This window comes from uncultured Luteimonas sp. (assembly GCF_947492465.1).
GTDB lineage: Bacteria > Pseudomonadota > Gammaproteobacteria > Xanthomonadales > Xanthomonadaceae > Luteimonas.
Genome location: NZ_CANLNF010000002.1, coordinates 339,573 through 366,433 on the forward strand (window position 1 = coordinate 339,573; position 26,861 = coordinate 366,433).

The window sequence follows — 26,861 nt, forward strand, 5'->3', positions numbered from 1 at the left end:
GCGCACGCGCCGCGCGGCCTGCACGCAGGACCCGTCAGTCCAGCGTGTAGCCCACGCGGAATCCGCCCCAGTGGCGACCGTGGACGAACACCGGCACCGACAGGTCGAACATGATCTGCCCGGTGTCGCGGCGGTAGACCTGCAGGCGGTAGGGGTCGGTATGCGCGCCGACGCTGCGGCCGACGCGGTCGGAGAAGATGCGCTTGGTGCGGTTGCCGACCAGGTCGCGCGCGCGGTCGCCGGTCAGCGGCTGGCAGAAGCGGTCGTTGTGGGTGGGCACGTAGCCGTCTGGATTGGCGCTGATCGCGAACACGATCCAAGGATGCGCGGCGGCCACCGGCTCCTGCAGCGGCGGCAGCAGTTCGTCGCACAGAGCGTCGAACGGGGTCTCGTACTTGGCCGGCTCCACGCCGGCGATGGCGGCGTAGTCGCGCGAGAACAGCGCTTCATCCTCGATCCAGCCCTGTGCCAGCGCCTCCTCGAAGGTGGCGCCGATCGACCGGGAGGTCTCGCTCGCCAGCTCCAGCACGCGCGCGTGGCGCGGCTCGCGCAGCGGATCGGCCGGCAGCCGGAACAGGCCGACGCAGTCGTGCAGTGCGTCGGCGCCGGCACCCAGCGCCTCGCTGCGCTCGGCCACCTTGGCGGCGTGTTCGAGGTTGCTGCGGCCCAGTTCGGCCACCTGCCCGACCGCGCGGTCGATGTCGGCGATCGCATCGCCCTGCTGGACAATGCCGCCGGCGACGGTCTCGATCGCCGCGCTGGCACGGCCCAGCAGGCCGCCGATGCCGCCCAGCACCTGCTCGGTGCGGGCGGCCGAAGCGGCGCCCTCGCCCAGCGCGTCGCTGTTCTCGCCGATGATCCGGCGCACGTCGCGCGCCGCTTCCGCGGCGCGCTCGGCCAGGCGCCGGATCTCGGTCGCCACCACCGCGAAACCGCGGCCGGCGGGTCCGGCATGCGCGGCTTCGATGCTGGCGTTGAGCGACAGGATGTTGGTCTGGAACGCGACCGAGTCGATCACCTCGATCACGTCGTTGGCGCGGGCCGAACTCTTCTGCACGGCGGCCATGGCCCCGGCCAGGGCGCGCGCGGCCGCGGCGCCCTCGCGCGCGCTGTCGTCGGCGCTGGCGGCGACTTCGGTCACCGTCCGCAGGTCGCCGCGCAGGCCTTCCAGGCCGGCGAGCAGCTGGCGGGTCGAGGCCACCACCGTCTCCAGCGCGTCCACCTGCGCCTGCGACTGGCGCACCAGTTCGTCGTTCTCCGCGACCACATGCGGCACCTCGGCCGCGACCTGCAGCGACAGGCCCACCGCCTGGCGGATCGCCTCGGCCAGGTTGCCGAAACCGGCGGCGAGGCGGCGGACCCCGGGCTGGTCCTCGTGGCCGGCATCCAGGCCCAGGTCGAGCTCGCAGGCGGCCAGGCGGTCGCCGACCATCGCCAGCAGTCGCGCGGCCTGGCCATCATCTTCGGGCGGTGCGGGAGCCGCGGCGGGCGCGGCCGCCCGCTCGCGCCACAACGCGGCGCTCTCGGCATCGGGCAGCGACAGCAGCCAGCCGCCGCCATCGCGGTCGAGCTGGTAGCACACCCGTCGCGCGGGATCGGCGCCAGGGGCCACCCAGACGCCTTCGTCGCCGGACAGGTTGCCCGGCGCGAGGCCCCAGACGCAGTCGCACGACAGCGTCGTCGGATCGGCGCCGGGCAGGTCGAGCAGGTCGACGGCGGCGCGGTTGAGCGCCAGCACGCGCCCGTCGGCGCCGAGCCGGATCAGCGCGACCGGCGCATCGGGCAGCGCCGGCAGGCAGGCAAGACTTGGATCCTCGAACGCTGGCATGACCCCTCCCCGGGGTTGTACCTGTCCTGTAACGGCCGCCGTCGAGGGTCCTTGAGCGGCGCCGGGGAAGGGCCGGCGCGCGCGGCTCAGCCGCGCAGCGCCCGGGCGTGATGGGCGATGTGCTCGCCGATGAAGCTGGCGATGAAGTAGTAGCTGTGGTCGTAGCCGGGGCGGATGCGCAGCTCGAGCGGATGGCCCGCCGCCTCGCACGCGGCCTGCAGCAGCTGCGGGCGCAGCTGGCCGTCGAGGAATTCGTCGTCGCCACCCTGGTCGACGAGCAGCGGCAGGCGCTCCGGGGCGGATTCCACCAGCTCCACCGCGTCGTAGCGCTTCCAGGTTTCGCGGTCGTCGCCCAGGTAGGCGGCAAAGGCCTTCTGGCCCCAGGGCACCTGGCTCGGCGCCACGATCGGGGAGAACGCCGACACGCTGCGGTAGCGGCCCGGATTGCCCAGCGCGATGGTCAGCGCGCCGTGGCCGCCCATCGAATGGCCGCTGATCGCGCGGCGGTCGCCGGCGGCCGGATCGGACTCCACCCAGGCCGGCAGCTCGTCGACGATGTAGTCGTACATGCGGTAGTGCTTCGCCCACGGATCCCGGGTGGCGTTGAGGTAGAAGCCCGCGCCCTTGCCCAGGTCATAGCCCTCGGCGTCGGCGACGTCGTCGCCGCGTGGACTGGTGTCGGGCGCGACCAGGATGATCCCGTGCTCGGCGGCGTAGCGCTGCGCGCCGGACTTGGTGATGAAGTTCTGCTCGTTGCAGGTCAGGCCCGAGAGCCAGTACAGCACCGGGCAGGGGCCCTGCTGCGCCTGCGGCGGGAAGTACACGCCGACGGTCATGTCGCAGCCGAGGACCTCGGAGCGGTGGCGGTAGACGTCCTGCCAGCCGCCGAAGCAGGCGCGGTGTTCGATGCGTTCCATGGGTTCCTCCTGAAGATCTGTCAGTGGGTGCGGGCTGCGCGGCTCACGCCGTGGCGGCGCCCTGCATGCGGGCCGAGTCGAGGACGAGGCGGCCGCTGGCGCATGGCACGGCCCTCGCCAGCGCGGCCGCCACGTCCGCCGCGGCGATGCCGCGCAGGCGTGCCGGGAGCAGCGGCCGCAGCCAGCGGTCGAACCCTGCGGCCAGGCGCTCGCCGCGGCGGCGCGGCTGGCCGAGGCGCTCGCGGTCGCCGAGCAGCAGCGACGGCCGGGCGATCACCAGCGCATCGAGCGGCAGCGACGCCAGCGCGTCCTCGAGCTCGCCCTTGGTCCGGCTGTAGAAGACGCGCGAGCCGGCATCCGCGCCCATCGCGCTGACCAGGCCGATGCGACGCGCCCCGGCGGCCAGCGCCGCGCGGGCGACGGCGAGGTTGGCGTCGAAGTCGACCGCGCGGAACGCGGCCCGGCTGCCCGCCACGGCGATCGTGGTGCCGAGCGCAAGGTAGGCCTCGTCCACTGCCGGCAGCGCCGACAGGCGGTCGAACGCGACCACGTGCGCCTGCAGCTTCGGCGCGTCGAAATCCAGCGGCCGGCGCACCAGCGCGTGCACCCGGGCCACGCCCGGATCAGAGCACAGGCGCGTCGCCAGCGCGCGTCCCACCAGTCCGCTGGCGCCGGCCAAGAGCGCGACGCGTCCGCGCGCGTCCTGGCCGTTGCCCTCGCCCGCGTGCATGGCTGCGACCTCAGTAATGGATGACGGTGCGGATCGACTTGCCCTCGTGCATCAGGTCGAAGGCCTCGTTGATGCGCTCCAGCGGCAGGGTGTGGGTGACGAAGGGCGCCAGCTGGATGTCGCCGCGCATCGCGTCCTCGACCATGCCCGGCAGCTGGCTGCGGCCCTTGACCCCGCCGAACGCGGTGCCCAGCCACTTGCGGCCGGTGACCAGCTGGAACGGACGCGTCGAGATCTCCTGCCCCGCGCCGGCCACGCCGATGATCACGCTCTGGCCCCAGCCGCGGTGCGCGCATTCGAGCGCGGCGCGCATCACGTTGACGTTGCCGATGCACTCGAAGCTGTGGTCCACGCCCCAGCCGGTCATTTCCACGATCACCTGCTGGATCGGCCGGTCGTGGTCCTTCGGGTTCACGCAGTCGGTCGCGCCCATCCCGCGCGCGAGTTCGAACTTGGACGGATTGGTGTCGATGGCGATGATGCGGCCGGCCTTCGCCTGCTTCGCGCCCTGGATCACCGCCAGGCCGATGGCGCCGAGGCCGAACACCGCGACGCTGTCGCCCGCCTGCACCTTGGCCGTGTTGTGCACCGCGCCGATGCCGGTGGTCACGCCGCAGCCGAGCAGGCAGGTGTGTTCGGGATTGGCCTCGGGGTTCACCTTCGCCAGCGACACCTCCGCCACCACCGTGTACTCGCTGAAGGTCGAGCAGCCCATGTAGTGGTAGACCGGCTGGCCGTTGTAGGAAAAGCGCGTGGTGCCGTCGGGCATCACGCCCTTGCCCTGGGTGGCGCGCACGGCGACGCAGAGATTGGTCTTGCCGGACTTGCAGAACAGGCACTCGCCGCACTCGGCGGTGTACAGCGGGATCACGTGGTCGCCGGGCTTCACGCTGGTGACGCCCTCGCCCACTTCCACCACGATGCCCGCGCCCTCGTGTCCCAGCACCGCCGGGAACACGCCTTCGGGATCCTCGCCCGACAGGGTGAAGGCATCGGTGTGGCAGAGCGCGGTGTGGGTGATCTTCACCAGCACCTCGCCGGCCTTCGGCCCTTCCAGGTCGAGTTCGACGATCTGCAGCGGCTGGCCTGCTTCGAAGGCGACGGCGGCACGGGTTTTCATGGTTTGGCTCCTGCGATGCGGTTGTTTCGGAAGGTCGCGGCACGGTCGCGGCCCTGAGGGGAATTCACTTCAGGTACGAGCGGATCAGCCCGGTCATCTCGGCCACGCGGGCGGCACGCTCGTCGTCGCCGTGCGCGGCCTGGCCGAACTGCTCGCGCAGGTGCGACTCGAGCACCTCGCTCATCAGCCCGTTGACCGCGCCGCGGATCGCGGCGATCTGCTGCAGCACCGGCGCGCAGTCGGCGCCGGCTTCCAGCGCGCGATCCAGCGCATCGCACTGGCCGCGGATGCGGCGGATGCGGGCGAGGACCTTCTTTTTCTCTTCCGGCGAGTGCGGCATGCGGGCACCGGCGTGAATAGTGGGGGGTAGTATACCAGCCTTGTCCGGAGGGGTCGGCCATCCCGGGCCTCCCTTGCGGCGCTTCCACGCAGCTGCGGCAGGCCGCCTCTCCGCGCATGGTGGGCGCTAGACTCCGGCACATGACCCGGACCCCGCTGCTGCCTGCCACGATCTTCCTGCTGGCCGGATGGCTGTCGTGCGCGCACGCGCAGGACCCGTCCGCCGCCGCAGGCCCCACCGCACCTGATCGCGGCGCGGTGCCGCTCGACCACCTGCCCGCGCTGCGCGGTGGCTACTTCCCGCTGGTGGATGAGGCCAGCGGTCGCAGCCACCACGTGTACGTGCGCCTGCCCGAAGGCTACGAGGCCGCGCCCGAGCGCCACTGGCCGGTGGTGGTCCTGCTCGATGGCGACAGCCTGTTTCCGCTGCTCGCGCCGACCCACCTGTTCCTGACCTATGACGAAGGCCTGCCAGAGGCCATCGTGGTGGGCATTGCCTACGGCAGCTTCGATCCGGCGATCAACCGGCGGAACCACGATTTCACCGCCGCGGGTACCGACACGGCGTCGGACCAGGGCGGCGCCGAGGCGTTCCACCGCTTCCTGGCCGGGCGCCTGCTGCCGGCGGTGGAATCGCGCTATCGCGCCGATCCGGCGCGGCGTGTCCTGCTCGGGCAGTCGCGCGCAGGCTACTTCGTGCTGTGGTCGGCGCTGCACGATCCAGACCTGTTCTGGGGCCGGATCGCCAGCAACCCGGCTCCGGCGCCGGCGCGCGAGCAGCTGTATCGCAATCCGGCGTCGCATCGTCGCGACGACCTGGGCGTCGTCGTGGCCAGCGGCGCACGCGACACCGCCGCCCGCGTGGCGCATGCGAGGGAGTGGGCGGCGACCTGGTCCGCACGGTCCGACGCACCCTGGCAGGTCGAGCTCAGCGTGCTGCCCGACGGCACCCACGCCGCCAGCATCGGCGAGGTGTACCGGCGGGCGATGCTGTGGCTGTTCGACGAGGCCCGCACGGAGGCCGTGCGAGCGCCCGTGCCTTGAAGGACGCGCGCGCGGGATTGCGATTTCCTGCTCGGCCACCTCAAGCAGCTGCCCCGGCATTCGCGCGCAAGCGCGCTTGTATGTTGGGCCTGTCGGGGTGGAGGGACCCTACGCGCATCTGGCAGCAGCACAGACTGTGGGAGACATCGTCCCGCCCCCTCACCACAAGCGCCGATCAGGAATCCAGCGGCTGGCGTCACCACACGCCCGACCGCCCATCTTGCAAGCCAGCGCCGGTGAGCCCCCGACAGGCCCTTGGATACATTAGTCGGGAGCAACGCACATGGCAAAACGCTATGAACCGGAACTGATCGGAATCGATACCGGCAAGTCGGAACTGGTGATCTGCCGACATGACGGGCAGATGCAGTCCCTGAACAACCGGGACACCGATATCAGGCGCTGGCTCAAATCCCTGCCCGGCCCGGCCTGCATCGCGATCGAGGCAACCGGAACCTACCACCTGCAGCTGCTGGAGCTGGCGCATGCCGCCGGCCATCACTTGTACGTTGTCGATGGCCTGCGCCTGAGCCGCTATCGCGAGAGTGTCGGGGGCCGGGCCAAAACCGACCTGGCCGATGCCCGGCTGCTGCAGCGCTATCTCCAGCGCGAGCGTGACCAGCTCCGGCTCTGGGAGCCGCCTCCGCCGGGCTACATCCGCCTGCAGCGCTTGCTGCACCGGCGCGCCCGCATGGTCAGGATGCGCACCGCACTGAACCAGAGCCTGGCCGAAGTTCCCGACCTGCGGAAGGCCTGCCGCGCCCTGCTGACCCAACTCGATATCGTGTTGCGACACTTCGACCGCGCCTTGCAACAGCTCGCCGTGCAGACCGGGCTGCACCAGGATCTGACCCGGCTACAGGCCGTGGAAGGACTCGGCCCGCTTACCTGCGTCGCCTTGGCCAACGTCTTCCGACGGGGCCACTTCCGCAACAGCGACGCCTTTATCGCCTTCCTCGGCATGGACGTGCGTGTGCGTGACTCCGGTGGCTCCCGCGGCCGGCGAAAACTGACCAAGCAAGGCGATCCCGAACTCCGGCGTCTGCTCCACAACGCTGCGATGGCCGCCGCACGCAGGGGCCGATGGAAAACCCTCTACGAGGCCTACCAGGCCCGTGGACTGAGCAAGACCCAAGCCCTCGTCATCCTCGCCCGAAAGCTGGCTCGCCTGGCCTTCTCGCTTCTCAAATTCCAATCCGACTACTGCTCGAACCGCCATTGCATGCAGACATAGAATCTCCCACAGGGCCACTCCCCTGCCCCTGTGGGAGCGAGCTTGGTCGCGAATGCCTTCTGGCGCAGGTGTGCTCCTTTTGTCTTGCAGGAGCGACCTTGGTGGTGAGTGCTTTCGGGCACGGGTGGCCTCCCCTGCCCTTGTGGGAGCGCCCTTGGTCGCGAATGCATTCGGGCGCAGGCGTGTTCCTTCCGTCCTTGTGGGAGCGACCTTATCGCGAGTGCTTTCGCGCGCAAGCGCGCTCCACGGGAGCACGGAAGTACTGGCGCCTCAGCGGTTGGCCAGTTCCAGCAGCACGTCCGCGTGGCAGGGGGCGTCCAGCGCGCACCAGCAGGCCAGGTCGCGGCCGCGCAGCGATGCACGTGCGGCGTCCACGCGGGCCGCCTCGGCCAGCATCCACTCGCGGAAATGCGCCACGCAAGCCGCCGCATCGCCGTCGACGCCGATGCGGAACGGATTGCCCCAGCGCGTGGGCCGGGCCACGCTCACCGCGTTGTCCGGCAGGCGCCAGCCACGCCGACGGCTGAGCTGGAGGCGAACCGGCAAGGCGCGGCCCTCAGCCTGCCGCGGGCATCAACGCATCATCGGCGGCCCTGGCACGACGATAGGCGTCGCGCGCGCGCAGCCGCTCGGCCCAGGCGGTGAACGCGGGACGTTCGGGGATGGACTTGAACGCCAGGCCGAAGTCGACCTGGCCGCCCACGTACACATCGGCGGCGCTGAAGCGCTCGCCCAGCAGCCACGGCGAAGCCGACGCGGCCGCCTGCTCGAGCACGTCCATCGCCTGTTCGTAGCTGCCGTAGCCGACGAAGCCCGCCTTCTCCGGCGGCGGCAGGCTGCCCAGCGCGCGTGCGGTGACCGCCGCTTCCACCGGTCCGGCGGCAAAGAACATCCAGCGCAGGTAGGGGCCACGCAGCGGGTCGCCGAGCGCCGGGGCCAGCCCCGCCTGCGGGCACGCATCGGCGAGGTAGGCGCAGATCGCCGCGGCCTCGGTCACGACCACACCGCGATGTTCGATCGCCGGCACCTTGCCCATCGGGTTGATCGCCAAGTACTCCGGCGACTTCATCTCCGCGCCGTAGCCGTGCACCACCGTGCGGTAGGCCACCCCGAGTTCCTCCAGCATCCAGCGCACGATCCGGCCGCGGGACATGGGGTTGGTATGGAACACGAGTTCGCTGCCGGCCATTGCGCTGCTCCGTCGGGAAAGCTGCCGACGATACGCCCTCGACCGTCGCGATGCGCGCCCGCGCCTCAGCCGGTGTTCTGGATCCCGGCCGAAATGCCGTTCACCGTCGACACCAGGGCGCGCAGCAGGTCCTCGTCCTCGCGCCCGCCGGCGCGCCAGCGCTGCAGCAACTCCACCTGCAGCAGGCTGAGCGGGTCGACGTAAGGATTGCGCAGGCGGATCGACAGGCGCAGGCGGTAGTCGTCGGCGAGGATGGCGTCGCGCTGCTTGAGCAGCAGGATCGCATCGCAGGTGCGCAGGAATTCCTCGGCGATGCCGGGGTGGAAGACGTCGTGCAGCGGGCCGGCCAGCTGCGAATAGCGCTCGAAGATGGCCAGGTCGGACTTGGCCAGCAGCATCTCCACGTCATCGAGCACCGCGGCGAAGAACGGCCAGTCGCGCGCCATCTCGGTCATCGCTTCCTGGCCATAGCGCTGCACGCCCGCGCACAGGGCATGGCCGATGCCGTACCAGCCGGTCAGGCCCGAGCGGTTCTGCGACCAGGAGAACACCCAGGGGATCGCGCGCAGGTTGTCGATGCCGCCCTCGCGCCGGCGCGAGGGGCGCGAGCCGATCTGCAGGCGCTCGATCACGTCCACCGGCGTGGCCGCGCGGAAGTAGTCGGGGAAGTCCGGATGCTCGTGCACCAGCGCGCGATAGTGGGCGCGCGAGGTCTCGGCCAGGGTCCTGGCGATGTCCTTCCAGCTGTCCTCGCGCGGATCGCGCGGGCGCGGGCGCAGCGTCGCGCGCAGCACCGCGCCGGTGGTCTGCTCGAGGTTGCGCAGCGCCAGCGCGCGGATGCCGTACTTGCGGTGGATCACCTCGCCCTGTTCGGTGACGCGCATCGAGCCGTTCACCGAGCCGCGCGGCGCGGCGATGATCGCGCGCTCGGTCTTGCCGCCGCCGCGGCTGACCGAGCCGCCGCGGCCGTGGAAGAACATGATGCGCACGCCATGGCGGTTGGCCAGGTCGGTCAGCTCGACCTGGGTGCGCTGCAGCGCCCAGCGCGAGGCGAACAGGCCACCGTCCTTGGCGCTGTCCGAATAGCCCAGCATCACCGTCTGCTCGTTGCCGCGCGCGGCCAGGTGGGCGCGGTAGGCCGGATCCTCGAACAGCGAACGCATCACTTCCGGCGCGGCCTGCAGGTCGTCGACGGTCTCGAACAGCGGCGAGATGTCCAGCGGCACCGCGTCCGATTCCACGCAGCCGGCCACGCGCGCCAGCGCCAGCACCGCCAGCGCGTCGGCGGCGCTGCGCGACATGCTGATGATGTACAGGCCGATCGCGTCGACGCCGTGGCTACGGCGCAGCGCGAGCACCGCGCGGAAGACGTCCAGGGTCGAGCCGAGCACGTCGCCGGGCGCGTCGGGCGCGGCCGGCGGCTCGCGCAGCAGCGCCTGCAGGCGTGCGTTGCGGTCCTCGGCCGGGCGCGCCGCCCAGCCCTCGTCGCCAAGCAGCGCGGCCAGCGCCGCGTCGTGGACCGCCGAATCCTGGCGCAGGTCGAGCGCGGCCAGGTGGAAACCGAAGGTGCGCGCGCGCCACAGCACGCGCTGCAGGGCGAAGCGGCCGGCGTGCTCGCCACGGTGCTCGCGCAGGCTGGCGTCGACCAGTTCGAGATCGGCGATCAGCCCGCCCGCGCCGGCATAGCCGCGCTCGTCGCCCTGGGCGGTCAGCGCCAGGCGCGCCTTGATCAGGTCGATCAGGCGCCGGTAGGGCATGTCGGCCAGGCGCGGCCGCAGCTTCCTGGCCGCCTGCGGCAACAGCGCCACGTACTCGTCGATGCGCGCGGTCACGGCCGGATCGACGTCGACGCGCCCCAGCGACTGGGTCAGCAGGTTGCTCAGTCCGCGCAGGTCGGCGCGGTAGCGCTCGATCGCCTGCGCGCGCTGCGCGTCCAGCGCCGCGCGCACGGTACCCGCGTTGACGTTGGGGTTGCCGTCCATGTCGCCGCCCACCCAGGTGCCGAAGCGCAGCACCTGCGGCAGCGAGATGCGGCGGCCGTACACCGCTTCGACCGCATCGGCGAAGGCCTCGTAGTACACCGGCACCACGCGGTAGAGCATGTGCGCCAGGTAGTAGCCGACGTGCTCGACCTCGTCGGCCACGGTGGGCTTGTGCGCCGGCGTGTCGCTGGTCTGCCAGCCCGCGGTGAGCGCGACGCGGATGCGCTCGATGTCGGCGCGGCGCTCCACCGGCGTGCGCGTGCGGTCGATGTCCTCGACCAGGCGCTCGACGATGTCGCGTTCCTTCTCCAGCATCACCCGCCGCACCGCCTCGGTGGGATGCGCGGTGAACACCGGCTCCACCCACAACCGCGGCAGCGTGGCCTCGAGCTCCTCGAAGCTCACGCCATCGTCGCGCAGGTCGCGCAGCACCGCCTCGAAGCCGCCGGGCTGCGGCAGCTCGCTGATGCGCTCGTAGTCGCGGCGGCGGCGGATGCGGTGCACGCGCTCGGCCAGGTTGATCGCGCCGAAGTAGGTGGAGAATGCGCGCACCACGGCCTCGGCGTCGGCCAGCGGCACCCGCGCCATCTCCGCGGCCAGCGCGTCGACCGGCAGGCCCTGCTCGCGACGCGCGATCGCGGCGCGGCGGATGGCTTCGACTTCGTCCAGCAGGGCGGGCGAACCCTGCTCGGCGAGCACCTCTCCCACCAGCGCGCCAAGCCGCCGCACGTCATCGCGCAACAGGGTGTCGGTCTGGGCGAATTCGAGCTGCTCGCGCAGCGGGCCGTCGGGGATATTCATCGCGGGAACGTTACACGGAATCCGTGCGGCGATGCAGCATCGGTTGCGGCGGCAACCGACCTCACGCCCTATAGTGCGCGGCGTTTTCACCCGCCATCGACAAGGAACATACGGAAATGAAGTCAACCCACCTGCCGCACGTCCGCCTGCCCCTCCTCGCCGCCGCGCTCACGCTGGCCCTGGCCGGCTGTGGCGATGGCGCCGCACCGCAGGCCACCGGCCCCGATGCAGGCAGCAGCGCCGCCCCCACCGCTCCCGAAGCCGCGCCCGCCGCGGCGATCCCGCGCTTCGCAGACGGCCACGACGCCTGCTTCCGCGCGGTCGCAGAGCAGCTCGGCGCCGACACCGAAGTGTCCGAGATCACCTCGACCTTCAGCGCCGACAGCGGCGAGCTGCAGGTGTGCACGGTGGACTACCGGAACCCGGCCGATCCCAGGAAGCTGGTCGGACAGCGGCTCGACCCGGCCACCGGCCGCTTCTCCGAACCCTACGACATCGAACTGTCGGTGTCCGGCAACGCCGCCGACTTCCGCCTGGACGACTACCTGATGCCGCTGTCGCAGGTCGACGCGGCCGCGCTGTCGGGCGTGATGGAAGCGCAGAAGCCGGCACTCGACGGCGTCTACAGCAGCTACAGCTGGACCGGCGTGCGGCTGGTGCCGCCGGGCGCATTCAGCGACGAGCACACCCTGCGCCTGGACCTGGAAGGCCGCCTGGCCGCCAACGACATCAAGAACGGCGGCTACCTGTCGGTCTCGGTCGATGGCGGCACCATCGCCGCCAACCACCTGCTGCCCTGAACGCGGGCGCGCCGCGGCTGGCCGGCCGCGGCGCGCTCAGTAGGCGAACTCGCGGAACACGCGGTCGATGTCGCCGTTCCACTCGCCGTGGAACAGCGCCAGTTTGTATTCCGCGGGCGTCTGCCCGGCTTCGACCGTCTCCAGCAGGGGCGAGAGGAAGTCGCGCTCGTCCTCGCCGCGGGCGTTGTGGCGCGCGCGGCGCTCCAGGCCGGCGGCGGCGATGCGCAAGGTCTCGCGCGCCAGGTCGCGCACGCTGCCGCCACGGAACGGCAGCTTCAGCGCATCGCGCGGCACGCCGTCGCGCAGGGCGTGGCGCTCCTGCCGGGTGAAGTCGCGGACCAGGTCCCAGGCCGCGTCCAGCGCGGCATCGTCGTACAGCAGTCCGACCCAGAACGCAGGCAGCGCGCACAGCCGGTTCCAGGGCCCGCCGTCGGCGCCGCGCATCTCCAGGAACTTCTTCAGCCGCACCTCGGGAAAGGCGGTGGTCATGTGGTCGTTCCAGTCCTGCAGGGTCGGCAGGACGCCGGGCAGCACATCGAGCCTGCCGGCCATGAAGTCGCGGAACGACTTGCCCGACGCATCGACGTACTCGCCATTGCGGTAGGAGAAGTACATCGGCACGTCGAGCAGGTAGTCGACGTAGCGCTCGTAGCCGAAGCCGTCCTCGAACACGAAATCGAGCATCCCGGTGCGGTCGGGATCGGTGTCGGTCCAGATGTGCGAGCGGTAGCTCAGGTAGCCGTTGGGCCTGCCTTCGGTGAACGGCGAATCGGCGAACAGCGCGGTCGCGATCGGCTGCAGCGCCAACGACACGCGGAACTTCTTCACCATGTCCGCTTCGGTGGCGTAGTCCAGGTTGACCTGCACCGTGCAGGTGCGGGTCATCATGTCCAGGCCCAGCTTGCCCACCTTCGGCATGTAGTCGCGCATGATCCGGTAGCGGCCCTTGGGCATCCACGGCATGTCCGCGCGTGCCCACTTGGGCTGGAAGCCCATGCCCAGGAAGCCGACCTGGAGCTCGTCGGCGACGGCCTTGACCTCGCGCAGGTGGCTGCCGACCTCGCGACAGGTCTGGTGGATGTCCTCCAGCGGCGCGCCCGACAGTTCCAGCTGCCCGGCCGGTTCGAGCGTGACCGAGGCACCATCCTTCTGCAGCGCGATGACCCGGCCATGCTCCTCCACGGCTTCCCAGCCGAAGCGGGTGAGGCCCTTGAGCAAGGCCTCGATGCCGCGCTCGCCGTCGAACGCCGGCGGCCGCAGGTCGTCCAGGCGGAAGCCGAACTTCTCGTGCTCGGTACCGATGCGCCAGTCGCCGCGCGGCTTCTCGCCCGAGGCGAGGACCGCGACCAGCTGGTCGCGACGGGTAACCGGGTTGTCGCCGGCGTGGCTCGGACTCGACATGCGCATCGCTCTTGGGAAGGGCGCGATCCGGGATCGTCCGGCGTTCGCGGGCGCATTATGGAACGCCGGAGCGGGCCACGGCATTCCGGCGCTGGAACGCAGGCACCCCACCGGTGCGGGGATGCGCAGCCCCGCAGCGGCCGCTGCATACGAATTCATCGCCTGGCGCATTGCCGCGGCGCCGGTGCGGCCGTTAGCCTCGGCCGCACCATTGCCCCCGGGGAACCCGCATGACGCGAGCGGTCTTGCTGCTGTGCCTGCTGCTGTCTTCGCTGCCGCTGCAGGCGGCCACCGTGGCGCGGGTGGAGCCGGCCAACTGGTGGATCGGCATGCAGCACCGCCAGGTCGAACTGCTGGTGTACGGACGCGACATCGCCGCGCTGCGCCCGCGCATCGCGCATCGCGGCGTGCGCGTGACAGGCGCGCAGGCGCTGGAGAATCCCAACTACCTGTTCGTCACCGTGGAGATCGACGACGACGCCGAGCCCGGGACGCTGGACATCGAGTTCCTCGACGGCGACGCGGTGGCCGCGCGCCATCCCTGGCGCATCGAGGCGCGCGCACCGGCGCCGCCCCGAGGCTTCGACGGCCGCGACGCGATCTACCTGGTCACGCCCGACCGCTTCGCCAACGGCGATCCGGGCAACGACAGCGTCGCCGGCATGCGCGAGGCCGCCGACCGCGCCGATCCCGACGGCCGCCACGGCGGCGACCTGGCCGGCATGCGCGCGCAGCTGGGCTACATCGCCGCGCTCGGCTTCACCCGGCTGTGGCCGACGCCGGTGCTGGAGAACGACCAGCCCAGCCACTCCTACCACGGCTACGCGATCACTGACCTGTACCGGGTCGATCCACGCATGGGCAGCAACGCGGACTTCCGCGCGCTGGCGCGCGAGGCCCGCGCGCACGGCATCGGCATCGTGATGGACGTGGTGCTCAACCACATCGGCTCGGAGCACTGGTGGATGCGCGACCTGCCCAGTCTCGACTGGATCCACCATGCAGCGCGCTTCACGCCCACCAACCACCGCCGCACCACGATCCAGGACCCCCACGCCGCGCCCGGCGACCGCACCGGCTTCACCGACGGCTGGTTCGTCGACACCATGCCCGACCTCAACCAGCGCAATCCGCAGCTGGCGCGCTACCTGATCCAGAACACGCTGTGGTGGATCGAGTACGCCGGCCTGGCCGGGATCCGCGAGGACACCTTCGGCTACGCCGACGCGGACTTCCTGTCGGCCTGGGCGCGGGCGGTGATGGCGGAGTACCCGGACTTCGACATGGTCGGCGAGGAGTGGAGCGCCAATCCCGCAGTGGTCGCGCACTGGCAGCGCGGCAAGGCCAACGCCAGCGGCCACGTGCCGCACATGACCAGCATGATGGACTTCCCGCTGCATATCGCGCTGCGCGATGCGCTGCTGCGGCCCGATACCTGGGAAAGCGGCTGGATGCCGCTGTACGAAGGACTGGCCAACGATTTCCTGTATCCGGATCCGGATGCGCTGGTGGTGTTCGCCGAGAACCACGACAGCACGCGCCTGCTCGCCCACGTCGGCGGCGACCCGGGCCTGTGGAAGCTGGCCCTGGCCTGGACCGCCACGGTGCGCGGCATCCCGCAGTTCTACTACGGCTCGGAAGTGCTGCTGCGCGGCCCGGCCGAGCGCCGCGACGGCGAACTGCGCGCCGACATGCCGGGCGGCTGGGCCGGCGATGCGGCCAACGCGTTCACCGGCCAGGGGCTGTCGCCCGCGCAGCGCGAGGCGCAGGACTTCGTGCGGCGGCTGTTCAACTGGCGCCGCGGCGCCACGCCCGTGCACGCCGGCACGCTGGTGCACTACGCGCCGGTCGACGGCGTGTACGTGTACTTCCGCGAGCACGCCGGGCAGCGGGTGATGGTCGCGCTTAACCGCAACGACGCCGACACGCCGCTCGCGCTGGCCCGCTTCGCCGCTTCGATCGGCGACGCGCGCACGGCCACCGACGTGCTGGGCGGCGGTCGCATCCGGCTCGGCGAGCGCCTGCTGCTGCCGGCGAAGGCGCCACTGATCCTCGAGCTGGAATAGCCGTATCGCAGGCTGCACACGGTGTGCGGCGACCTGCCGGACGTAGAACCCTGCGCGCGGAGCGCCGCCGCGGCGGTCCTCGCGCGCGACCGCGCAAACGCATGCGCGTCCCATTCCGCCGGTTCCCCGTGCGCGGCGCGACAATGCCCGCATCGACCGGACCGGAGTCCACGGATGAAGAAGGCCAGCGGCACGCACCACGAACAGCACCGCAGCCATCGCGCCGGCTGGCTGCGCGCGGCGGTCCTCGGCGCCAACGACGGCATCGTCTCGGTGGCCGGCGTCGTGGTCGGCATCGCCGCGGCCGGCGCGACCCAGGAGGCGGTCCTGGTCGCGGGCGTGGCCGCCACCGTCGCCGGCGCGATGTCGATGGCCGCCGGCGAGTACGTCTCGGTGCAGTCGCAGGCCGACACCGAGGCGGCCGACCTGGCGGTCGAGCGCCGCGAACTGCGCGAGGCGCCGGACGCCGAACTCGACGAACTGGCCGGGATCTATGCGCGCCGCGGCCTGGAGCCGGCGCTTGCGCGCCAGGTCGCCGAGCAGCTGACCCGGCACGACGCGCTCGGTGCGCACGCGCGCGACGAACTGGGCATCACCGAAGCACTGCGCGCCCGTCCGCTGCAGGCTTCGCTGTCGTCGGCGGCCGCGTTCTGCGCCGGGGCGGCGCTGCCGGTCCTGGCGGCGCTGCTGTCGCCGCCGGCGCGGGTGCAGGCGGTGGTCGCGGCCGCGACCCTGGCCGGCCTGCTGCTGTCCGGTGCGGTCGCCGCCCGGCTCGGCGGCGCGCCGGTGATGCGCGGCGCGCTGCGGGTCGGGTTCTGGGGCGTGCTGGCGATGGGCGCGGCCGCGCTGGTCGGGCAGCTGTTCGACGTGCGCGCCTGAGCCCTACAGCGGCCGCAGGAACACCTGGAACGCCAGGTCGCGGGTGCCGCCCGCGTCGAACAGTTCGATCCATCCGGGCGGGTTGTCCGCGGCGATGAACCAGGCCCTGGCCGCCGGGTAGGGATCGCCGTGCGGCCCGGCCACCACGCCGCAGTCGTATCGGCCCTTGACCCGCAGCGTGACCGCATAGGTTCCGGGACCGACCAGGGGCGGCGCGCCGAATTCGATCATGCGCATGCCGATCGCGGGCGTGGGCACCGAGTCGAACACGAAGCCGGGCAGTTCCTCGTAGGCCAGCACCGAGCCGTCGGGCATCCCGCCGCTGGTCTTTTCCAGGGTGACGCGCACGTCGGCCTTCGGCTGGCAGCTCATCGGCACCATGACGTGGCTGATGTAGCCCGCCTGCACCACCTCGAACGACTGCGCCAGCCGCTGCTGCACCGAACCGCCCAGGGCCAGCCAGGCGCCCGGATCGATGTTGACCTGTTCGGCCTCCAGTTCCGGTGGCGACGCCGCCACCGCGACGCCGGCCAGCAGCAGTGCCGGCACCATCGCCATCGCCCGTCCCGTCCGCTTGCGCATGGGTGTTCCTCCGCGGCGGCGACAGGCCGCCCTGCCAGCACATACGCAGCGCGGCGCGGCGGAGTGCCAGGGAGGTGGCGGTTACAGCTCCAGCCAGCCGGCGACCACCGCCCGCAGTTCCTCGACGCCGGCCTTGGTCTCGCCCGAGAAGGCCTGCACGCCGATGCTGTCGCCGTAGCTGGCCGACAGCTGGCGGCGCACCGCCTGGACGGTGTTGCCGGCGGCCCCGCGCGAGAGCTTGTCGGCCTTGGTCAGCAGCGCGTGCGCGGGCAGGCCCCGGCGCATGGCGTAGCCGAGCATCTGCAGGTCGTACTCCTTGAGCGGGTGGCGGATGTCCATCACCACCACCAGGCCGCGCAGCGCGAAGCGATCCTGGAACCACTGGTCGATGAAAGCCTGCCAGTGCTCGCGCAGGGCCAGCGGGACCTTGGCGTAGCCGTAGCCGGGCAGGTCGACCAGGTACTTGTTCTCGTGCGGCGGCAGGGAGAAATAGACCAGCTGCTGGGTCCGCCCCGGCGTCTTGGACACCCGCGCCAGCGCGTTCTGCTGGCACAAGGCATTGAGTGCGCTGGACTTGCCGGCGTTGGAGCGGCCGGCAAAGGCGACCTCGGCGCCGCCGTCGGGAGGCAGCTGCCTGGGGGTGTGGGCGGCGAGCAGGTAGCTGGCACGCGCGAACGGGCTGGCCATCGCGATCCTGGACTTCTGGGCCGGCATAGCTTCTCACGGCGCCGGCCCCGGGGCGCCGCGGCGGCGGCGGTTTGACCGTCCCTGCGGCGCACCGCGATAATCCCGGACCTTGCGGCCGGGGCAGCCCCTGCCGCGATCCATCGCTTTCGGAGTCCTGCAATGCGCCACGCCCGCGCCATCGGTGTCGCCGGTTTCGTCGCCCTCGTGGCCGGCGCCGTCGCGTTCGCCCAGTCCACCGTCGAACCGCTGGAAGAGACGCCGCCGGTGGAGGTCGTGTCGCTGGACGCCAGCGCCCTGGCGGCGCTCAAGCAGACCCGCGCCGGCGATCCCGAGAACGGCGCCACCCTGGCCGGCACCTGCGCCGCCTGCCACGGCCTGGACGGCAACCCGCCGGAGGGCATGCCCTATCCGCGCATTGCCGGCCAGAGCGAACGCTACATCTCCCAGCAGCTGGCCCTGTTCAAGAGCGGCGAGCGCAACACCGGCATGGCCGCGGTCATGATCCCGTTCGCCGCGCCGCTGAGTCCGCAGGACATGCGCGACCTGGGCGCGTTCTTCGCCACCAAGCAGGCCGGTGCCGGCATCGCGGACGACACCGTGGTCGAGGGCGGCGCCTACGCCGGCATGAAGTTCTACGAGATCGGCCAGCAGCTGTACCGGGCCGGCGACGCCGCGCGCGGCATCCCGGCCTGCATGGCCTGCCACGGCCCTTCCGGGCAGGGCAACCCGGGCCCGGCCTACCCGGCCGTGGCCGGGCAGGAGGCCAGCTATGTCGACCGTCGCCTGCAGGAATACCGCTCCGGCGAGACCAGCCTGGGCGACCGCCACCTGTTCGACATCATGGCCGAGGTCGCCGCGCCGCTGACCGACCAGGAAATCCAGGCCCTGGCCAGCTACCTGCAGGGCCTGCACCAGCGCCCCGACGCCGCCACGCTGGCCGCGATCGAGGCGGCCGGCCCGGTCGCCGCGCCGGCACCGGCACCGGCGCCTGCCGCGCCCGCCGCGGAGCCGGTCGACACCACCACCGAGCCGGCGGCCGACGCCGTCGACGCGCAGGGCTGATGCCGCTCCCGGACCCGGCCCTGGCCAGCCACGGCCGCACGCCGATGCGTGCGCGACTGTTCGCCCTGTGCCTGCTGTGGCTGCTGCCGCTGGCCGCGCTGGCGCAGGCGATGCCGCCGGGCATGGGGATCGAGTACATCCCGATCTCCGACGGCAAGCGCTGGAGCGAGGAGCCCGGCACGATCGAGGTGGCCGAAGTCTTCGCCTACGGCTGCAGCCACTGCGACGACTTCCATCCGATGCTGACCGCGTGGAAGCGCCGCGCCGGCGACGACCTGCGCCTGCGCTACGTGCCGGCCGTCTGGTCCACCGACGACGCCTACGGTCGTGGCTACTTCGCGATCGAGGCGCTCGGCCGCGTGGCCGAGCTCCATCCGCGCCTGTTCGATGCCGTCCACCGCGAAGGCAGCCTGCCCGGGCGTGGCGCCTCGCTGCAGGAGATGGCGACCTTCCTGGTCGCGCAGGGCCTGGACCCGGCGCAGGTGCGCACGGCGCTGACCTCGGCCGACACCACCGCGAAGATGAACGCCGCCAAGGCGTTCGCGGTGCACGCCGGGGTCCGTGGCACGCCGACCCTCATCATCAACGGCAAGTACCGCGTGCAGGGCGCCTCGCTGGAGGAGTCCCTGCGGATCGCCGACGCGCTGATCGCGGTCGAACGCGCCGCCGCGCGCTGACCCCGCCGGCCTCACGGCCGTCGCTGTACGCTTCGTCCCAACCAAGATCCAGGAACCCGTCGATGAACTTCCGCGCCGTCTCCCGCCTCGTCCTGGCGCCCGCCGCCCTTGCGCTGCTGCTGGCCGCCTGCCAGCCGTCCGAACCTGCCGCGCCGACGCCGGCGCCTGCGGCCGATGCGCCCGCCCCCGCCGCCGCGCCGGAGGCCGTGGGCGACGAACCCGCGCTGGACCCGGCGGCGCCGGCAGCCGACGCCGCCGGCAGCCCGGATGCGGCGCCCGCGCCGGCCGCAGGCGACAGCGCGGCACCGCAGGCCACGCCGGCTACCCCGGCCGCGACCTTCGCCGTGCAGGGCGAGCACTACGACCTGATCCAGGGGGGCCAGCCGTTCGAGCCGCTGGACGGCAAGATCGAGGTGGTCGAGGTGTTCAACTACGTCTGCCCGGCCTGCGCGATGTTCCAGCCGCTGGTCAACAACTGGAAGGCGCAGCTGCCCGCCGACGTGCGCTTCACCTACGTGCCCGCGCCGTTCGGCGGCAACTGGGATCCCTACGTGCGCGCCTACTACGCGGCCGAGGCGATGGGCATCGCCGACAAGGCCCACGACGGCATCTTCCAGGCGATCCACGTCGAGCGCAGCCTCAAGGGCGAGCGCGGCACCGATTCGCCGCAGGACATCGCCCGCGCCTACGCGAAGTTCGGCGCCGATCCGGCGCAGTTCGCCAGCACCATGGCCAGCTTCACGGTGAACGCGAAGTTCGGCCGCGCCAAGCAGTACATCGCCCAGCAGCGCGCCAACTCGACCCCGACCATGATCGTCAACGGCCGCTACCGGGTGAAGGGCCGGAATTTCGAGGACATGCTGCAGAACACCGACCGCGTGATCGCGCAGGTGCGGGCCGGCGGCTGATGCCCGAACGCGCATGTCCACGCAACGGCTGAGGCTGCTCAGCGCCAACATCCAGGCAGGCTCCAGCACCCGGCGCTACAGCGATTACGCCACCCGCAGCTGGTCGCACGTGCTGCCGGTGGGCAAGCGCACCTCGCTGGACGCGATCGCGCAGCTGGCCGGCGAGCACGACATCGTCGGCCTCCAGGAAAGCGACCCGGGCAGCTGGCGCTCGGGCTTCACCAACCAGACCCATTACCTGGCCGAACGCGCCGGATTCGACTACTGGACCCACCAGCCCAACCGGCGCGTGGGCAACGTGGCCTCCAGCGCCAACGGCCTGCTCAGCCGGCTCGAGCCGGTGGAAGTGGTGCACCACCCGCTGCCCGGCCGCATTTCCGGGCGCGGCGTGCTGCTGGGCCACTTCGGCAATGGTGCCGCCGGCCTGACCGTGGCGGTGGCGCACCTGTCGCTGGGCGCGCAGTCGCGCCGGCTGCAGCTCGACTTCATTGCCGAGCTGCTGCACGACTTCCCCAACGCGGTGCTGATGGGCGACTTCAACTGCGTGATCGACTGCCCGGAGATGGGCAGCCTGTTCCGCGCCACCCGCCTGCAGCCGCCGGCGTGCGCGGTGCATACCTTCCCCAGCTGGAAGCCGCAGCGCGCGATCGACCACATCCTGGTCACCGATACGCTGCGCTGCGAAGGGCTGCGCGCGGTGCCCGCCGCGTTCTCCGACCACCTCGCGCTGTCGGTCAACCTCGAGGTGCCGGAGTCCGCGCTGTTGCGCTGAGGCGCGGAAAACCGGGGCCGGAGGCCGGCCCCGTCCCCGCCCTTCCCTCAGAAGCCGAAGCCTACCCGCGCGTACCAGAAGCGGCCCGGCAGGTCGTAGGTCGAGGCGTCGTAGCCGTTGAGCGAACAGCTCAGGCAGATCGGCGGATCCTTGCCGAACACGTTGTTGAGTCCGAGCGTGATGCGGAAGTCCTTCATCCACGCATCCGTGCCCCAGGACAGCTGCGCGTCGTGGTAGGTGGTGGCGCCGAGATCGTTGCGGTCGTTGCTGCTGTCGTCGCAGATGTCGAAGCCGTTGGCACCGGCGCAGGATTCGCGCAGGCGGTCGATGTAGCGCGCCGTCCACGCCGCCTGCCAGCCGCCGCCACCGCGCCACACCGCCGACAGGGTGGAGGTGAGGTCGGGAATCGCGCTGTTGTTGATCTCCACGCCCGGCGCGCGCGGCTCGGCCTGGCCCGCTTCGTTGACCAGTTCGTAGCGCGTCACCCAGGTGGTCTTCCAGGCGAACGCGAGCTGCCCCCAGCCCTGCTCGGGCAGGCGCCAGTCGGCGCTGAAGTCCCAGCCGTCGGTGCGAATGGTGCCGACGTTGCCCAGGATGTTGTCGAAACGCACGATCTGGCCGCGCGCATTGCGCTCGTAGAACCCGCACGAGACCGGGTCACGCGTGGAGATGCAGCGCTCGAGGATGGTCTGCGCGTCCAGCGCCTGGATCGCGCCGTCAATGGTGTGGCGGTAGAACGTCATGCCCAGGTCGAGCCGGTCCGACCAGGCCGTGGCGTCGGCGAACGACGGGCTCCACACCGCCCCCAGCATCAGGCTGCGGCTGGTTTCCGGCTGCAGGTCGATGTTGCCCGAGGTCACCACCGAGATCTGCGGATTGGACTGCTCGTAGTCGGCCGGCACGCCTTCGGCCACGCAGGCCGGCGTGGTCGAGGCCGGCACGTTGCACGGATCGACCAGGGTCGCGTCGAAGCGGCTGAGCGTGCCGTACAGCTCCCCGATCGACGGCGCGCGGAAGCCCTCGGCGAACGAGCCACGCAGCAGGAACTCGTCGGCGACCTGCCAGCGCAGGCCGATCTTGCCGGTGTTGGTGCTGCCGAAGTTGGAGTAGTCCGACCAGCGCCCGGCGAGGCTGAGGTCGAGGCTCTTGCCGGCCCAGCCGTCCTTCATCAGCGGCACCAGGAATTCGGCGTAGGCCTCGCGCACGTCGTACTCGCCGCTGCTCGGCCCGGACGGCACGCCGTTGTACTCGCCGGCCACGGTCAGCGGATCGGGCTGGTACTCGCCCTCGTATTCGCGGTACTCCACGCCGGCCGCGAACGAGACCGGACCGGCCCAGCCGTCGAACAGGTCGCCGGTGATGTTGGCCGAGGCCAGGCTGATGCTGTTGTTGCTGCGGTCGCGCACCACCGGCTGGATCCAAGCCAGCATGGCGGGCGTGATCGAGCCGGGGCCGCCGAACAGGTCCAGGTCGACGCAGCCGGCGATCGCCGCGCACGCGGCCTCGCCGCTGAGCGCCTCGTTGATGCGGCGGATGTTGTAGCTGCCGCTGTTGGTCTGCTCGGCGGTGCTTTCGCTGCGCATCAGGTTCACGTCCCAGTTCCAGGTGCGCGCGCCGACGTCGAACAGGCCGTTGAGCCCGGCCGAGGCGTACCAGGTTTCCACCTCCTGCACGAAGCGGCGGGGTCCGCCCTCGACCGGACGTCGTCCGATCAGGAACAGGTTGGGGCTGTCGCCCATCGTGGTCAGGTCGAAGTCGAACGGGCTGTAGGGATTGGTGGCCGAAATCACCAGCCGGGTCTCGGCCCATTCGTTGTAGACGCCGGCGTCGGTGCCGAGGAAGAACGGCTCCGGCGCGGCCTGGTTGGCCGATTCGCGCTCGTTGTAGAGCACCCGCACGTAGCCGCCGAAGGTCGGGCTGAAGTCGAACTGCACCTGGCCGAACAGCGACTTGCGCTCCGAAGGCGTCAGCAGCAGGTTGTAGGGCGCGAAATTGAAGCGGTCGGGCGTGCCGAAGCAGTGGAAGCCGTCGCTGCGATCGCAGCCGGTCTGCGCCGGATCGAACGCCGGGCTGGTGTCGCCGGTATTGGGTGTCAGGTCGTAGACCACGCCGGTGTCCGGATCCTGGAACACGAAACGCCCGTGCGGCGTGGCCGAACTGCCGTTGGACAGGCCCGTGCCCGGCACCGGCACGCTGGCCGGGCCGTACTCGGTCGAGGCGATTTCCTTCTGCTTGAAGTAGGAGGCGCCGACGAACCAGCGGGCGCGCTCGCTGCTGCCGCCCCACCCCAGGTCCGCGCCCCAGGTCTCGCCGCCGGCCAGGTCGCTGTAGTCGCCGGTGTGCAGCTGCACGCTGGCGCCGTCGACGTCCTTGCGGGTGATGATGTTGACCACGCCGGCGATCGCGTCCGAGCCGTAGATCGACGAGGCGCCGTCCTCCAGCACCTCGATGCGCTCGATGATCGACAGCGGGATGGTGTTGAGGTCGACCGACGAACCCACGCCCGAGGCCGAGGATTCGTTGACCCAGCGCATGCCGTCCACCAGCACCAGCACGCGCTTGGCGCCGAGGTGGCGCAGGTCGACCGTGGCCGCGCCCGCGCCGACGCCGCCGCCGTCGGGCGGGAAGCCGAAGTTGCCGGAGGAATTGAACTTGGTGTTGAGCGCGGCGCCGCTGGCGGTGAGGTTCTGCACCACCTCGGCCACCGAGGTGAAGCCGCTGCGGTCGATGTCCTCGCGGCTCAGTACCTGCACCGGGACCTGGGTCTCCAGTTCGGCGCGGCGGATGCGCGATCCGGTCACCTGGACCGTGTCCAGGGTGCGGGCGCCGGGTTCGGGTTCGGGCGCCGCCGCCTGCTGGGCCAAGGCGACGGGACTGAGGATGGACAGCAGCAGGCCACGGCGCACGGCGGCGCCCAGGCGATGGGAACGGGGCAACATCGGGTCTCTCCTTGGAAGTGATGCAGCGGGAAATCCAGTTCCGCACGCCCCCTCGCGCGTTGCCTGTTTGTAAACAAGCTGTAAAGCCGCGCAAGCCTGTCCATCGGACAAGCGGCCTCGCGTCACAGTTTTCGCGCGACTGGGCGGAATTTGTTCAGCCAACCTTGACATTGCTGACTGGCGGCATCGTCCCAAGCGCGTCCGCGCGCTTGGGCATAATGCGCGGGATGCCAAGCCAGCCCACCCTCTTCCAGGCCGATCCGCCCGCCGGCCCGGGCGGCGATCGCCCGCCCACCGATCCCGACCGCGGCCCACCGCCGCCACGCGTGGCCGCGATGCGCAGCGGACGGCCGTGGTGGGCGACGCTGGCCGGGTGGGTGCTGCAGCCCTGGATCGGCTTGAAGATCGAACCACAGGCGCCGCCCGAACTGGTCGACGCGCGCCCGGTCTGCTACGTGCTCGAGGACTACGGCCTGTCCAACGCGCTGATCCTCGACCGCGCCTGCAGCGAGACCGGCATGCCGGCGCCGCTGCGCCCGCTGCCCGGCGATCCGCTGGGGCGCAAGCGCGCCTACGTGGCGCTGTCGCGACGCAACGCCGGCGGCACGCTGGCACTGGCGACCGGCCAGGCGCCGCCTAAGAAGACCCACTCCGAGTCGCTGGCCCGCCTGCTCGAGGCGCACCGGGAGGATCCGGCGCTGGACGTGCAGCTGGTGCCGGTGTCGATCTTCGTCGGACGCTCGCCCGACAAGGCCTCGGGCTGGTTCTCGGTGCTGTTCTCGGAGAACTGGGCCATCGTCGGCCGCTTCCGCCGGCTGCTGGCGATCCTGCTCAACGGCCGCGACACCCTGGTGCAGTTCGCCGCGCCGGTGAGCATCCGCGAGCTGCTGGCCGAGGACCTGCCGCCCGAGCGCAGCGTGCGCAAGCTCTCGCGCTTGCTGCGCACCCATTTCAACCGCCTGCGCGAAGCGATCATCGGCCCCGACCTGTCCACGCGCCGGCTGCTGATCGACAAGGTGCTCGCCTCGCCGCCGGTCAAGGAGGCGATCTCCGACCAGGCCCGGCGCGACAGCAGCTCGCCCGAGGACGCGTGGAAGAAGGCCCACGCGATGGCCTACGAGATCGCCGCCGACTATTCGCATCCGGTGGTGCGTTCGGCCTCGTTCCTGCTGACCTCGGTGTGGAACCGGATCTACCGCGGCGTGCTGGTGCACCACCTCGACGGCCTGAAGGCGGTGGCGCCGGGCAACGAAGTGATCTACGTGCCCAGCCACCGCAGCCACATGGACTACCTGCTGCTGAGCTACCTGCTCTACACCAAGGGCATCGTGCCGCCGCACATCGTCGCCGGCATCAACCTCAACCTGCCGGTGATCGGGCCGATCCTGCGCCGCGGCGGCGCGTTCTTCATCCGCCGCTCGATCCGCGGTTCGGCGCTGTATTCGGCGGTGCTGGCCGAATACGTGGCGCAGCTGATCGCCGGCGGTTACTCCATCGAATACTTCATCGAGGGCGGGCGCTCGCGCACCGGCCGGCTGCTGCAGCCCAAGGGCGGCATGATCTCGATGACCTTGCGCGCCTACCTGCGGCAACCCTCGCGCCCAGTGCTGTTCCAGCCGGTCTACATCGGCTACGAGAAGCTGATGGAGGGCGGCAGCTACCTGGACGAGCTGTCGGGCAAGCCCAAGGAAAAGGAATCGATCTGGGCCCTGCTGTGGAGCATCCCCAAGGTGCTGCGGCAGAACTACGGACAGGTCGTGGTGAATTTCGGCGAACCGATCCCGCTGTCCGAACTGCTCGCCGAGCACGCCACCGACTGGGACGGCCGCCCGCTCTCGGACGAGGACAAGCCCGACTGGCTGTCCGACACCGTGGACGCGGCCGCGCAGCGCATCCAGGTCAACATCAACCGCGCCGCCGACGTCAATCCGATCAACCTGCTGGCGCTGGCGCTGCTGTCCACGCCCAAGCACGCCATGGGCGAGGCCGACCTGCTGGCGCAGATCGCGCTGTCCAAGACCCTGCTGGCCGAGGTGCCGTACTCGGACCGGGTGACGGTCACCCCGCACTCGCCGCGCGAGATCGTGGCCCACGGCGAGGAGATCGGCGTGCTGCGCCGGATCGCGCATCCGCTGGGCGACGTGTTCAGCGTCGGCGACGACGACGCGGTGCTGCTGAGCTACTTCCGCAACAACGTGCTGCACCTGTTCACCGCCTCGGCGTGGATCGCCTGCTGCTTCCAGCACAACCGCCGCATGGCGCGCGACACCCTGATGCGCATCGGCCGGGCGGTGTATCCGTTCCTGCAGGGCGAGCTGTTCCTGGCCTGGGACGAAGACGGCTTCGCCGAGCGCATCGACCGCACCATCGACGTGTTCCTCCGCGAAGGGCTGCTGCAGCAGGTCGGCGAGGACGACGGCGGCATCCTCGCGCGCAACGCCGGGCAGTCGGACGAGGTGTTCCGCCTGCGCGCGATCGGCCATCCGCTGCAGCAGGCGTTCGAGCGCTACTACATCGCCATCTCGGTGCTGGCCAAGAACGGGCCCGGCACGCTGGGCGCCGGCGAACTCGAAAGCCTGTGCCAGCTCGCCGCGCAGCGCCTGAGCCTGCTGTACGCGCCTGCCGCGCCGGAGTTCTTCGACAAGAGCCTGTTCCGCGGCTTCATCCAGAAGCTGCGCGAACTGGGCCTGGTCAAGCTCGACCAGAACAGCAAGCTGGTGTTCGACCAGCGCCTGGAAACCTGGGCGCGCGACGCCAAGATCATCCTCGGCCGCGAGCTGCGGCACACCATCGAGAAGGTGAGCCCCGAAGCGGTACGGGCGGAGGAACCGGCGCCGCAGGCCTGAGCGTGGCCGAACATGGGATCGGCCGCCCGCGCCGGTCGTGCGCGATGGCGCCCGTGTC

The 26,861-nt window shown here is 71.2% G+C and carries 22 protein-coding genes; 10 read left to right on the forward strand and 12 right to left on the reverse strand.

Translation table 11 applies throughout. From position 1 onward, the window contains the following. Window positions 1-34: 34 nt before the first annotated feature. From Q0863_RS06570 to frmR, 5 genes are all read right to left on the reverse strand, one after another. On the reverse strand, window positions 35-1,828 hold the full coding sequence (locus Q0863_RS06570) for a methyl-accepting chemotaxis protein (RefSeq protein ID WP_298576625.1): 1,794 nt from the start codon (window positions 1,826-1,828) through the stop codon (window positions 35-37). Between the two features lie 86 nt (window positions 1,829-1,914). Beyond that, a complete protein-coding gene (gene fghA / locus Q0863_RS06575) occupies window positions 1,915-2,745 on the reverse strand; it encodes an S-formylglutathione hydrolase (RefSeq protein WP_298576627.1) in 831 nt (276 codons plus the stop codon). A gap of 43 nt (window positions 2,746-2,788) precedes the next feature. Further along, window positions 2,789-3,475, reverse strand: a complete 687-nt coding sequence (locus Q0863_RS06580; protein ID WP_298576629.1) for an NAD(P)H-binding protein — start codon at window positions 3,473-3,475, stop codon at window positions 2,789-2,791. A 10-nt stretch (window positions 3,476-3,485) separates the two neighbouring features. Further along, window positions 3,486-4,595 carry an S-(hydroxymethyl)glutathione dehydrogenase/class III alcohol dehydrogenase gene (locus Q0863_RS06585; RefSeq protein WP_298576631.1) on the reverse strand — a complete coding sequence of 370 codons (1,110 nt, stop codon included), beginning with the start codon at window positions 4,593-4,595 and terminating at the stop codon, window positions 3,486-3,488. A gap of 64 nt (window positions 4,596-4,659) precedes the next feature. Continuing rightward, window positions 4,660-4,935 carry a formaldehyde-responsive transcriptional repressor FrmR gene (gene frmR, locus Q0863_RS06590; RefSeq protein WP_298576633.1) on the reverse strand — a complete coding sequence of 92 codons (276 nt, stop codon included), beginning with the start codon at window positions 4,933-4,935 and terminating at the stop codon, window positions 4,660-4,662. Between the two features lie 140 nt (window positions 4,936-5,075). On the opposite strand from frmR, the gene Q0863_RS06595 reads away from it, so the two are divergent. Further along, window positions 5,076-5,978, forward strand: coding sequence for an alpha/beta hydrolase-fold protein (locus Q0863_RS06595; RefSeq protein ID WP_298576634.1), 903 nt, complete (start codon window positions 5,076-5,078; stop codon window positions 5,976-5,978). Window positions 5,979-6,261: 283 nt separating this feature from the next. Next, window positions 6,262-7,212: a transposase gene (locus Q0863_RS06600; RefSeq protein WP_298576636.1), complete on the forward strand. Its 951-nt coding sequence runs from the start codon at window positions 6,262-6,264 to the stop codon at window positions 7,210-7,212. 270 nt (window positions 7,213-7,482) lie between these two features. Here Q0863_RS06600 and Q0863_RS06605 read toward each other — a convergent pair whose 3' ends face one another. The 3 genes from Q0863_RS06605 to ppc all read right to left on the reverse strand — a co-directional run bounded on the left by Q0863_RS06605 (window position 7,483) and on the right by ppc (window position 11,184). Then, on the reverse strand, window positions 7,483-7,758 hold the full coding sequence (locus Q0863_RS06605; protein ID WP_298576638.1) for a DUF4326 domain-containing protein: 276 nt from the start codon (window positions 7,756-7,758) through the stop codon (window positions 7,483-7,485). Between the two features lie 10 nt (window positions 7,759-7,768). Then, on the reverse strand, window positions 7,769-8,401 hold the full coding sequence (locus tag Q0863_RS06610; RefSeq protein ID WP_298576640.1) for a glutathione S-transferase family protein: 633 nt from the start codon (window positions 8,399-8,401) through the stop codon (window positions 7,769-7,771). Window positions 8,402-8,466: 65 nt separating this feature from the next. Beyond that, window positions 8,467-11,184 carry a phosphoenolpyruvate carboxylase gene (ppc, locus tag Q0863_RS06615; protein WP_298576641.1) on the reverse strand — a complete coding sequence of 906 codons (2,718 nt, stop codon included), beginning with the start codon at window positions 11,182-11,184 and terminating at the stop codon, window positions 8,467-8,469. Between the two features lie 116 nt (window positions 11,185-11,300). Between ppc and Q0863_RS06620 the strand changes: the two genes are divergently transcribed. Then, on the forward strand, window positions 11,301-11,984 hold the full coding sequence (locus tag Q0863_RS06620) for a hypothetical protein (RefSeq protein WP_298576643.1): 684 nt from the start codon (window positions 11,301-11,303) through the stop codon (window positions 11,982-11,984). A 36-nt stretch (window positions 11,985-12,020) separates the two neighbouring features. On the opposite strand, the gene Q0863_RS06625 is transcribed toward Q0863_RS06620, so the two are convergent. Further along, complete coding sequence (locus tag Q0863_RS06625; protein WP_298576645.1) at window positions 12,021-13,385, reverse strand: glutamate--cysteine ligase; 1,365 nt, start codon at window positions 13,383-13,385, stop codon at window positions 12,021-12,023. 230 nt (window positions 13,386-13,615) lie between these two features. On the opposite strand from Q0863_RS06625, the gene Q0863_RS06630 reads away from it, so the two are divergent. Together Q0863_RS06630 and Q0863_RS06635 are read left to right on the forward strand one after the other, a co-directional pair. Next, a complete protein-coding gene (locus Q0863_RS06630; protein WP_298576647.1) occupies window positions 13,616-15,451 on the forward strand; it encodes a glycoside hydrolase family 13 protein in 1,836 nt (611 codons plus the stop codon). 174 nt (window positions 15,452-15,625) lie between these two features. Continuing rightward, window positions 15,626-16,330, forward strand: a complete 705-nt coding sequence (locus Q0863_RS06635) for a VIT family protein (RefSeq protein WP_298576649.1) — start codon at window positions 15,626-15,628, stop codon at window positions 16,328-16,330. Window positions 16,331-16,333: 3 nt separating this feature from the next. Here the strand turns inward: Q0863_RS06635 and Q0863_RS06640 are convergent, their stop codons facing one another. Next, window positions 16,334-16,912 (reverse strand): hypothetical protein, encoded by a 579-nt coding sequence (locus Q0863_RS06640; protein ID WP_298576651.1) that lies wholly within the window; start codon window positions 16,910-16,912, stop codon window positions 16,334-16,336. An 81-nt stretch (window positions 16,913-16,993) separates the two neighbouring features. After that, window positions 16,994-17,599: a ribosome biogenesis GTP-binding protein YihA/YsxC gene (gene yihA / locus Q0863_RS06645; protein WP_298576653.1), complete on the reverse strand. Its 606-nt coding sequence runs from the start codon at window positions 17,597-17,599 to the stop codon at window positions 16,994-16,996. Between the two features lie 159 nt (window positions 17,600-17,758). Between yihA and Q0863_RS06650 the strand changes: the two genes are divergently transcribed. The 4 genes from Q0863_RS06650 to Q0863_RS06665 all read left to right on the forward strand — a co-directional run bounded on the left by Q0863_RS06650 (window position 17,759) and on the right by Q0863_RS06665 (window position 21,018). Then, window positions 17,759-18,661: a c-type cytochrome gene (locus Q0863_RS06650; protein WP_298576655.1), complete on the forward strand. Its 903-nt coding sequence runs from the start codon at window positions 17,759-17,761 to the stop codon at window positions 18,659-18,661. Next, window positions 18,661-19,338 (forward strand): thiol:disulfide interchange protein DsbA/DsbL, encoded by a 678-nt coding sequence (locus tag Q0863_RS06655; RefSeq protein ID WP_298576657.1) that lies wholly within the window; start codon window positions 18,661-18,663, stop codon window positions 19,336-19,338. The genes Q0863_RS06650 and Q0863_RS06655 overlap by 1 nt, the downstream gene beginning before the upstream one ends. A gap of 62 nt (window positions 19,339-19,400) precedes the next feature. Then, window positions 19,401-20,246 (forward strand): thiol:disulfide interchange protein DsbA/DsbL, encoded by an 846-nt coding sequence (locus Q0863_RS06660; RefSeq protein ID WP_298576659.1) that lies wholly within the window; start codon window positions 19,401-19,403, stop codon window positions 20,244-20,246. 13 nt (window positions 20,247-20,259) lie between these two features. Then, window positions 20,260-21,018, forward strand: coding sequence for an endonuclease/exonuclease/phosphatase family protein (locus Q0863_RS06665; protein ID WP_298576661.1), 759 nt, complete (start codon window positions 20,260-20,262; stop codon window positions 21,016-21,018). A gap of 47 nt (window positions 21,019-21,065) precedes the next feature. Here the strand turns inward: Q0863_RS06665 and Q0863_RS06670 are convergent, their stop codons facing one another. Continuing rightward, window positions 21,066-23,957 (reverse strand): TonB-dependent receptor, encoded by a 2,892-nt coding sequence (locus Q0863_RS06670; RefSeq protein WP_298576663.1) that lies wholly within the window; start codon window positions 23,955-23,957, stop codon window positions 21,066-21,068. A 227-nt stretch (window positions 23,958-24,184) separates the two neighbouring features. Here Q0863_RS06670 and plsB point away from each other — a divergent pair, with 227 nt between their 5' ends. Continuing rightward, window positions 24,185-26,803 carry a glycerol-3-phosphate 1-O-acyltransferase PlsB gene (gene plsB / locus Q0863_RS06675; protein WP_298576665.1) on the forward strand — a complete coding sequence of 873 codons (2,619 nt, stop codon included), beginning with the start codon at window positions 24,185-24,187 and terminating at the stop codon, window positions 26,801-26,803. The last annotated feature ends 58 nt before the right edge of the window (window positions 26,804-26,861 follow it).

Coding starts and splice junctions, on each gene's coding strand:
- Q0863_RS06600 (WP_298576636.1), top strand. CDS start 6,262: ATGGCAAAACGCTATGAACCGGAACTGATCGGAATCGATACCGGCAAG.
- Q0863_RS06640 (WP_298576651.1), bottom strand. CDS start 16,912: ATGCGCAAGCGGACGGGACGGGCGATGGCGATGGTGCCGGCACTGCTG.
- Q0863_RS06630 (WP_298576647.1), top strand. CDS start 13,616: ATGACGCGAGCGGTCTTGCTGCTGTGCCTGCTGCTGTCTTCGCTGCCG.
- frmR (WP_298576633.1), bottom strand. CDS start 4,935: ATGCCGCACTCGCCGGAAGAGAAAAAGAAGGTCCTCGCCCGCATCCGC.
- plsB (WP_298576665.1), top strand. CDS start 24,185: ATGCCAAGCCAGCCCACCCTCTTCCAGGCCGATCCGCCCGCCGGCCCG.
- Q0863_RS06670 (WP_298576663.1), bottom strand. CDS start 23,957: ATGTTGCCCCGTTCCCATCGCCTGGGCGCCGCCGTGCGCCGTGGCCTG.
- Q0863_RS06570 (WP_298576625.1), bottom strand. CDS start 1,828: ATGCCAGCGTTCGAGGATCCAAGTCTTGCCTGCCTGCCGGCGCTGCCC.
- Q0863_RS06580 (WP_298576629.1), bottom strand. CDS start 3,475: ATGCACGCGGGCGAGGGCAACGGCCAGGACGCGCGCGGACGCGTCGCG.
- Q0863_RS06635 (WP_298576649.1), top strand. CDS start 15,626: ATGAAGAAGGCCAGCGGCACGCACCACGAACAGCACCGCAGCCATCGC.
- yihA (WP_298576653.1), bottom strand. CDS start 17,599: ATGGCCAGCCCGTTCGCGCGTGCCAGCTACCTGCTCGCCGCCCACACC.
- Q0863_RS06660 (WP_298576659.1), top strand. CDS start 19,401: ATGAACTTCCGCGCCGTCTCCCGCCTCGTCCTGGCGCCCGCCGCCCTT.
- ppc (WP_298576641.1), bottom strand. CDS start 11,184: ATGAATATCCCCGACGGCCCGCTGCGCGAGCAGCTCGAATTCGCCCAG.
- Q0863_RS06650 (WP_298576655.1), top strand. CDS start 17,759: ATGCGCCACGCCCGCGCCATCGGTGTCGCCGGTTTCGTCGCCCTCGTG.
- Q0863_RS06610 (WP_298576640.1), bottom strand. CDS start 8,401: ATGGCCGGCAGCGAACTCGTGTTCCATACCAACCCCATGTCCCGCGGC.
- Q0863_RS06665 (WP_298576661.1), top strand. CDS start 20,260: ATGTCCACGCAACGGCTGAGGCTGCTCAGCGCCAACATCCAGGCAGGC.
- Q0863_RS06595 (WP_298576634.1), top strand. CDS start 5,076: ATGACCCGGACCCCGCTGCTGCCTGCCACGATCTTCCTGCTGGCCGGA.
- fghA (WP_298576627.1), bottom strand. CDS start 2,745: ATGGAACGCATCGAACACCGCGCCTGCTTCGGCGGCTGGCAGGACGTC.
- Q0863_RS06655 (WP_298576657.1), top strand. CDS start 18,661: ATGCCGCTCCCGGACCCGGCCCTGGCCAGCCACGGCCGCACGCCGATG.
- Q0863_RS06585 (WP_298576631.1), bottom strand. CDS start 4,595: ATGAAAACCCGTGCCGCCGTCGCCTTCGAAGCAGGCCAGCCGCTGCAG.
- Q0863_RS06620 (WP_298576643.1), top strand. CDS start 11,301: ATGAAGTCAACCCACCTGCCGCACGTCCGCCTGCCCCTCCTCGCCGCC.
- Q0863_RS06625 (WP_298576645.1), bottom strand. CDS start 13,385: ATGTCGAGTCCGAGCCACGCCGGCGACAACCCGGTTACCCGTCGCGAC.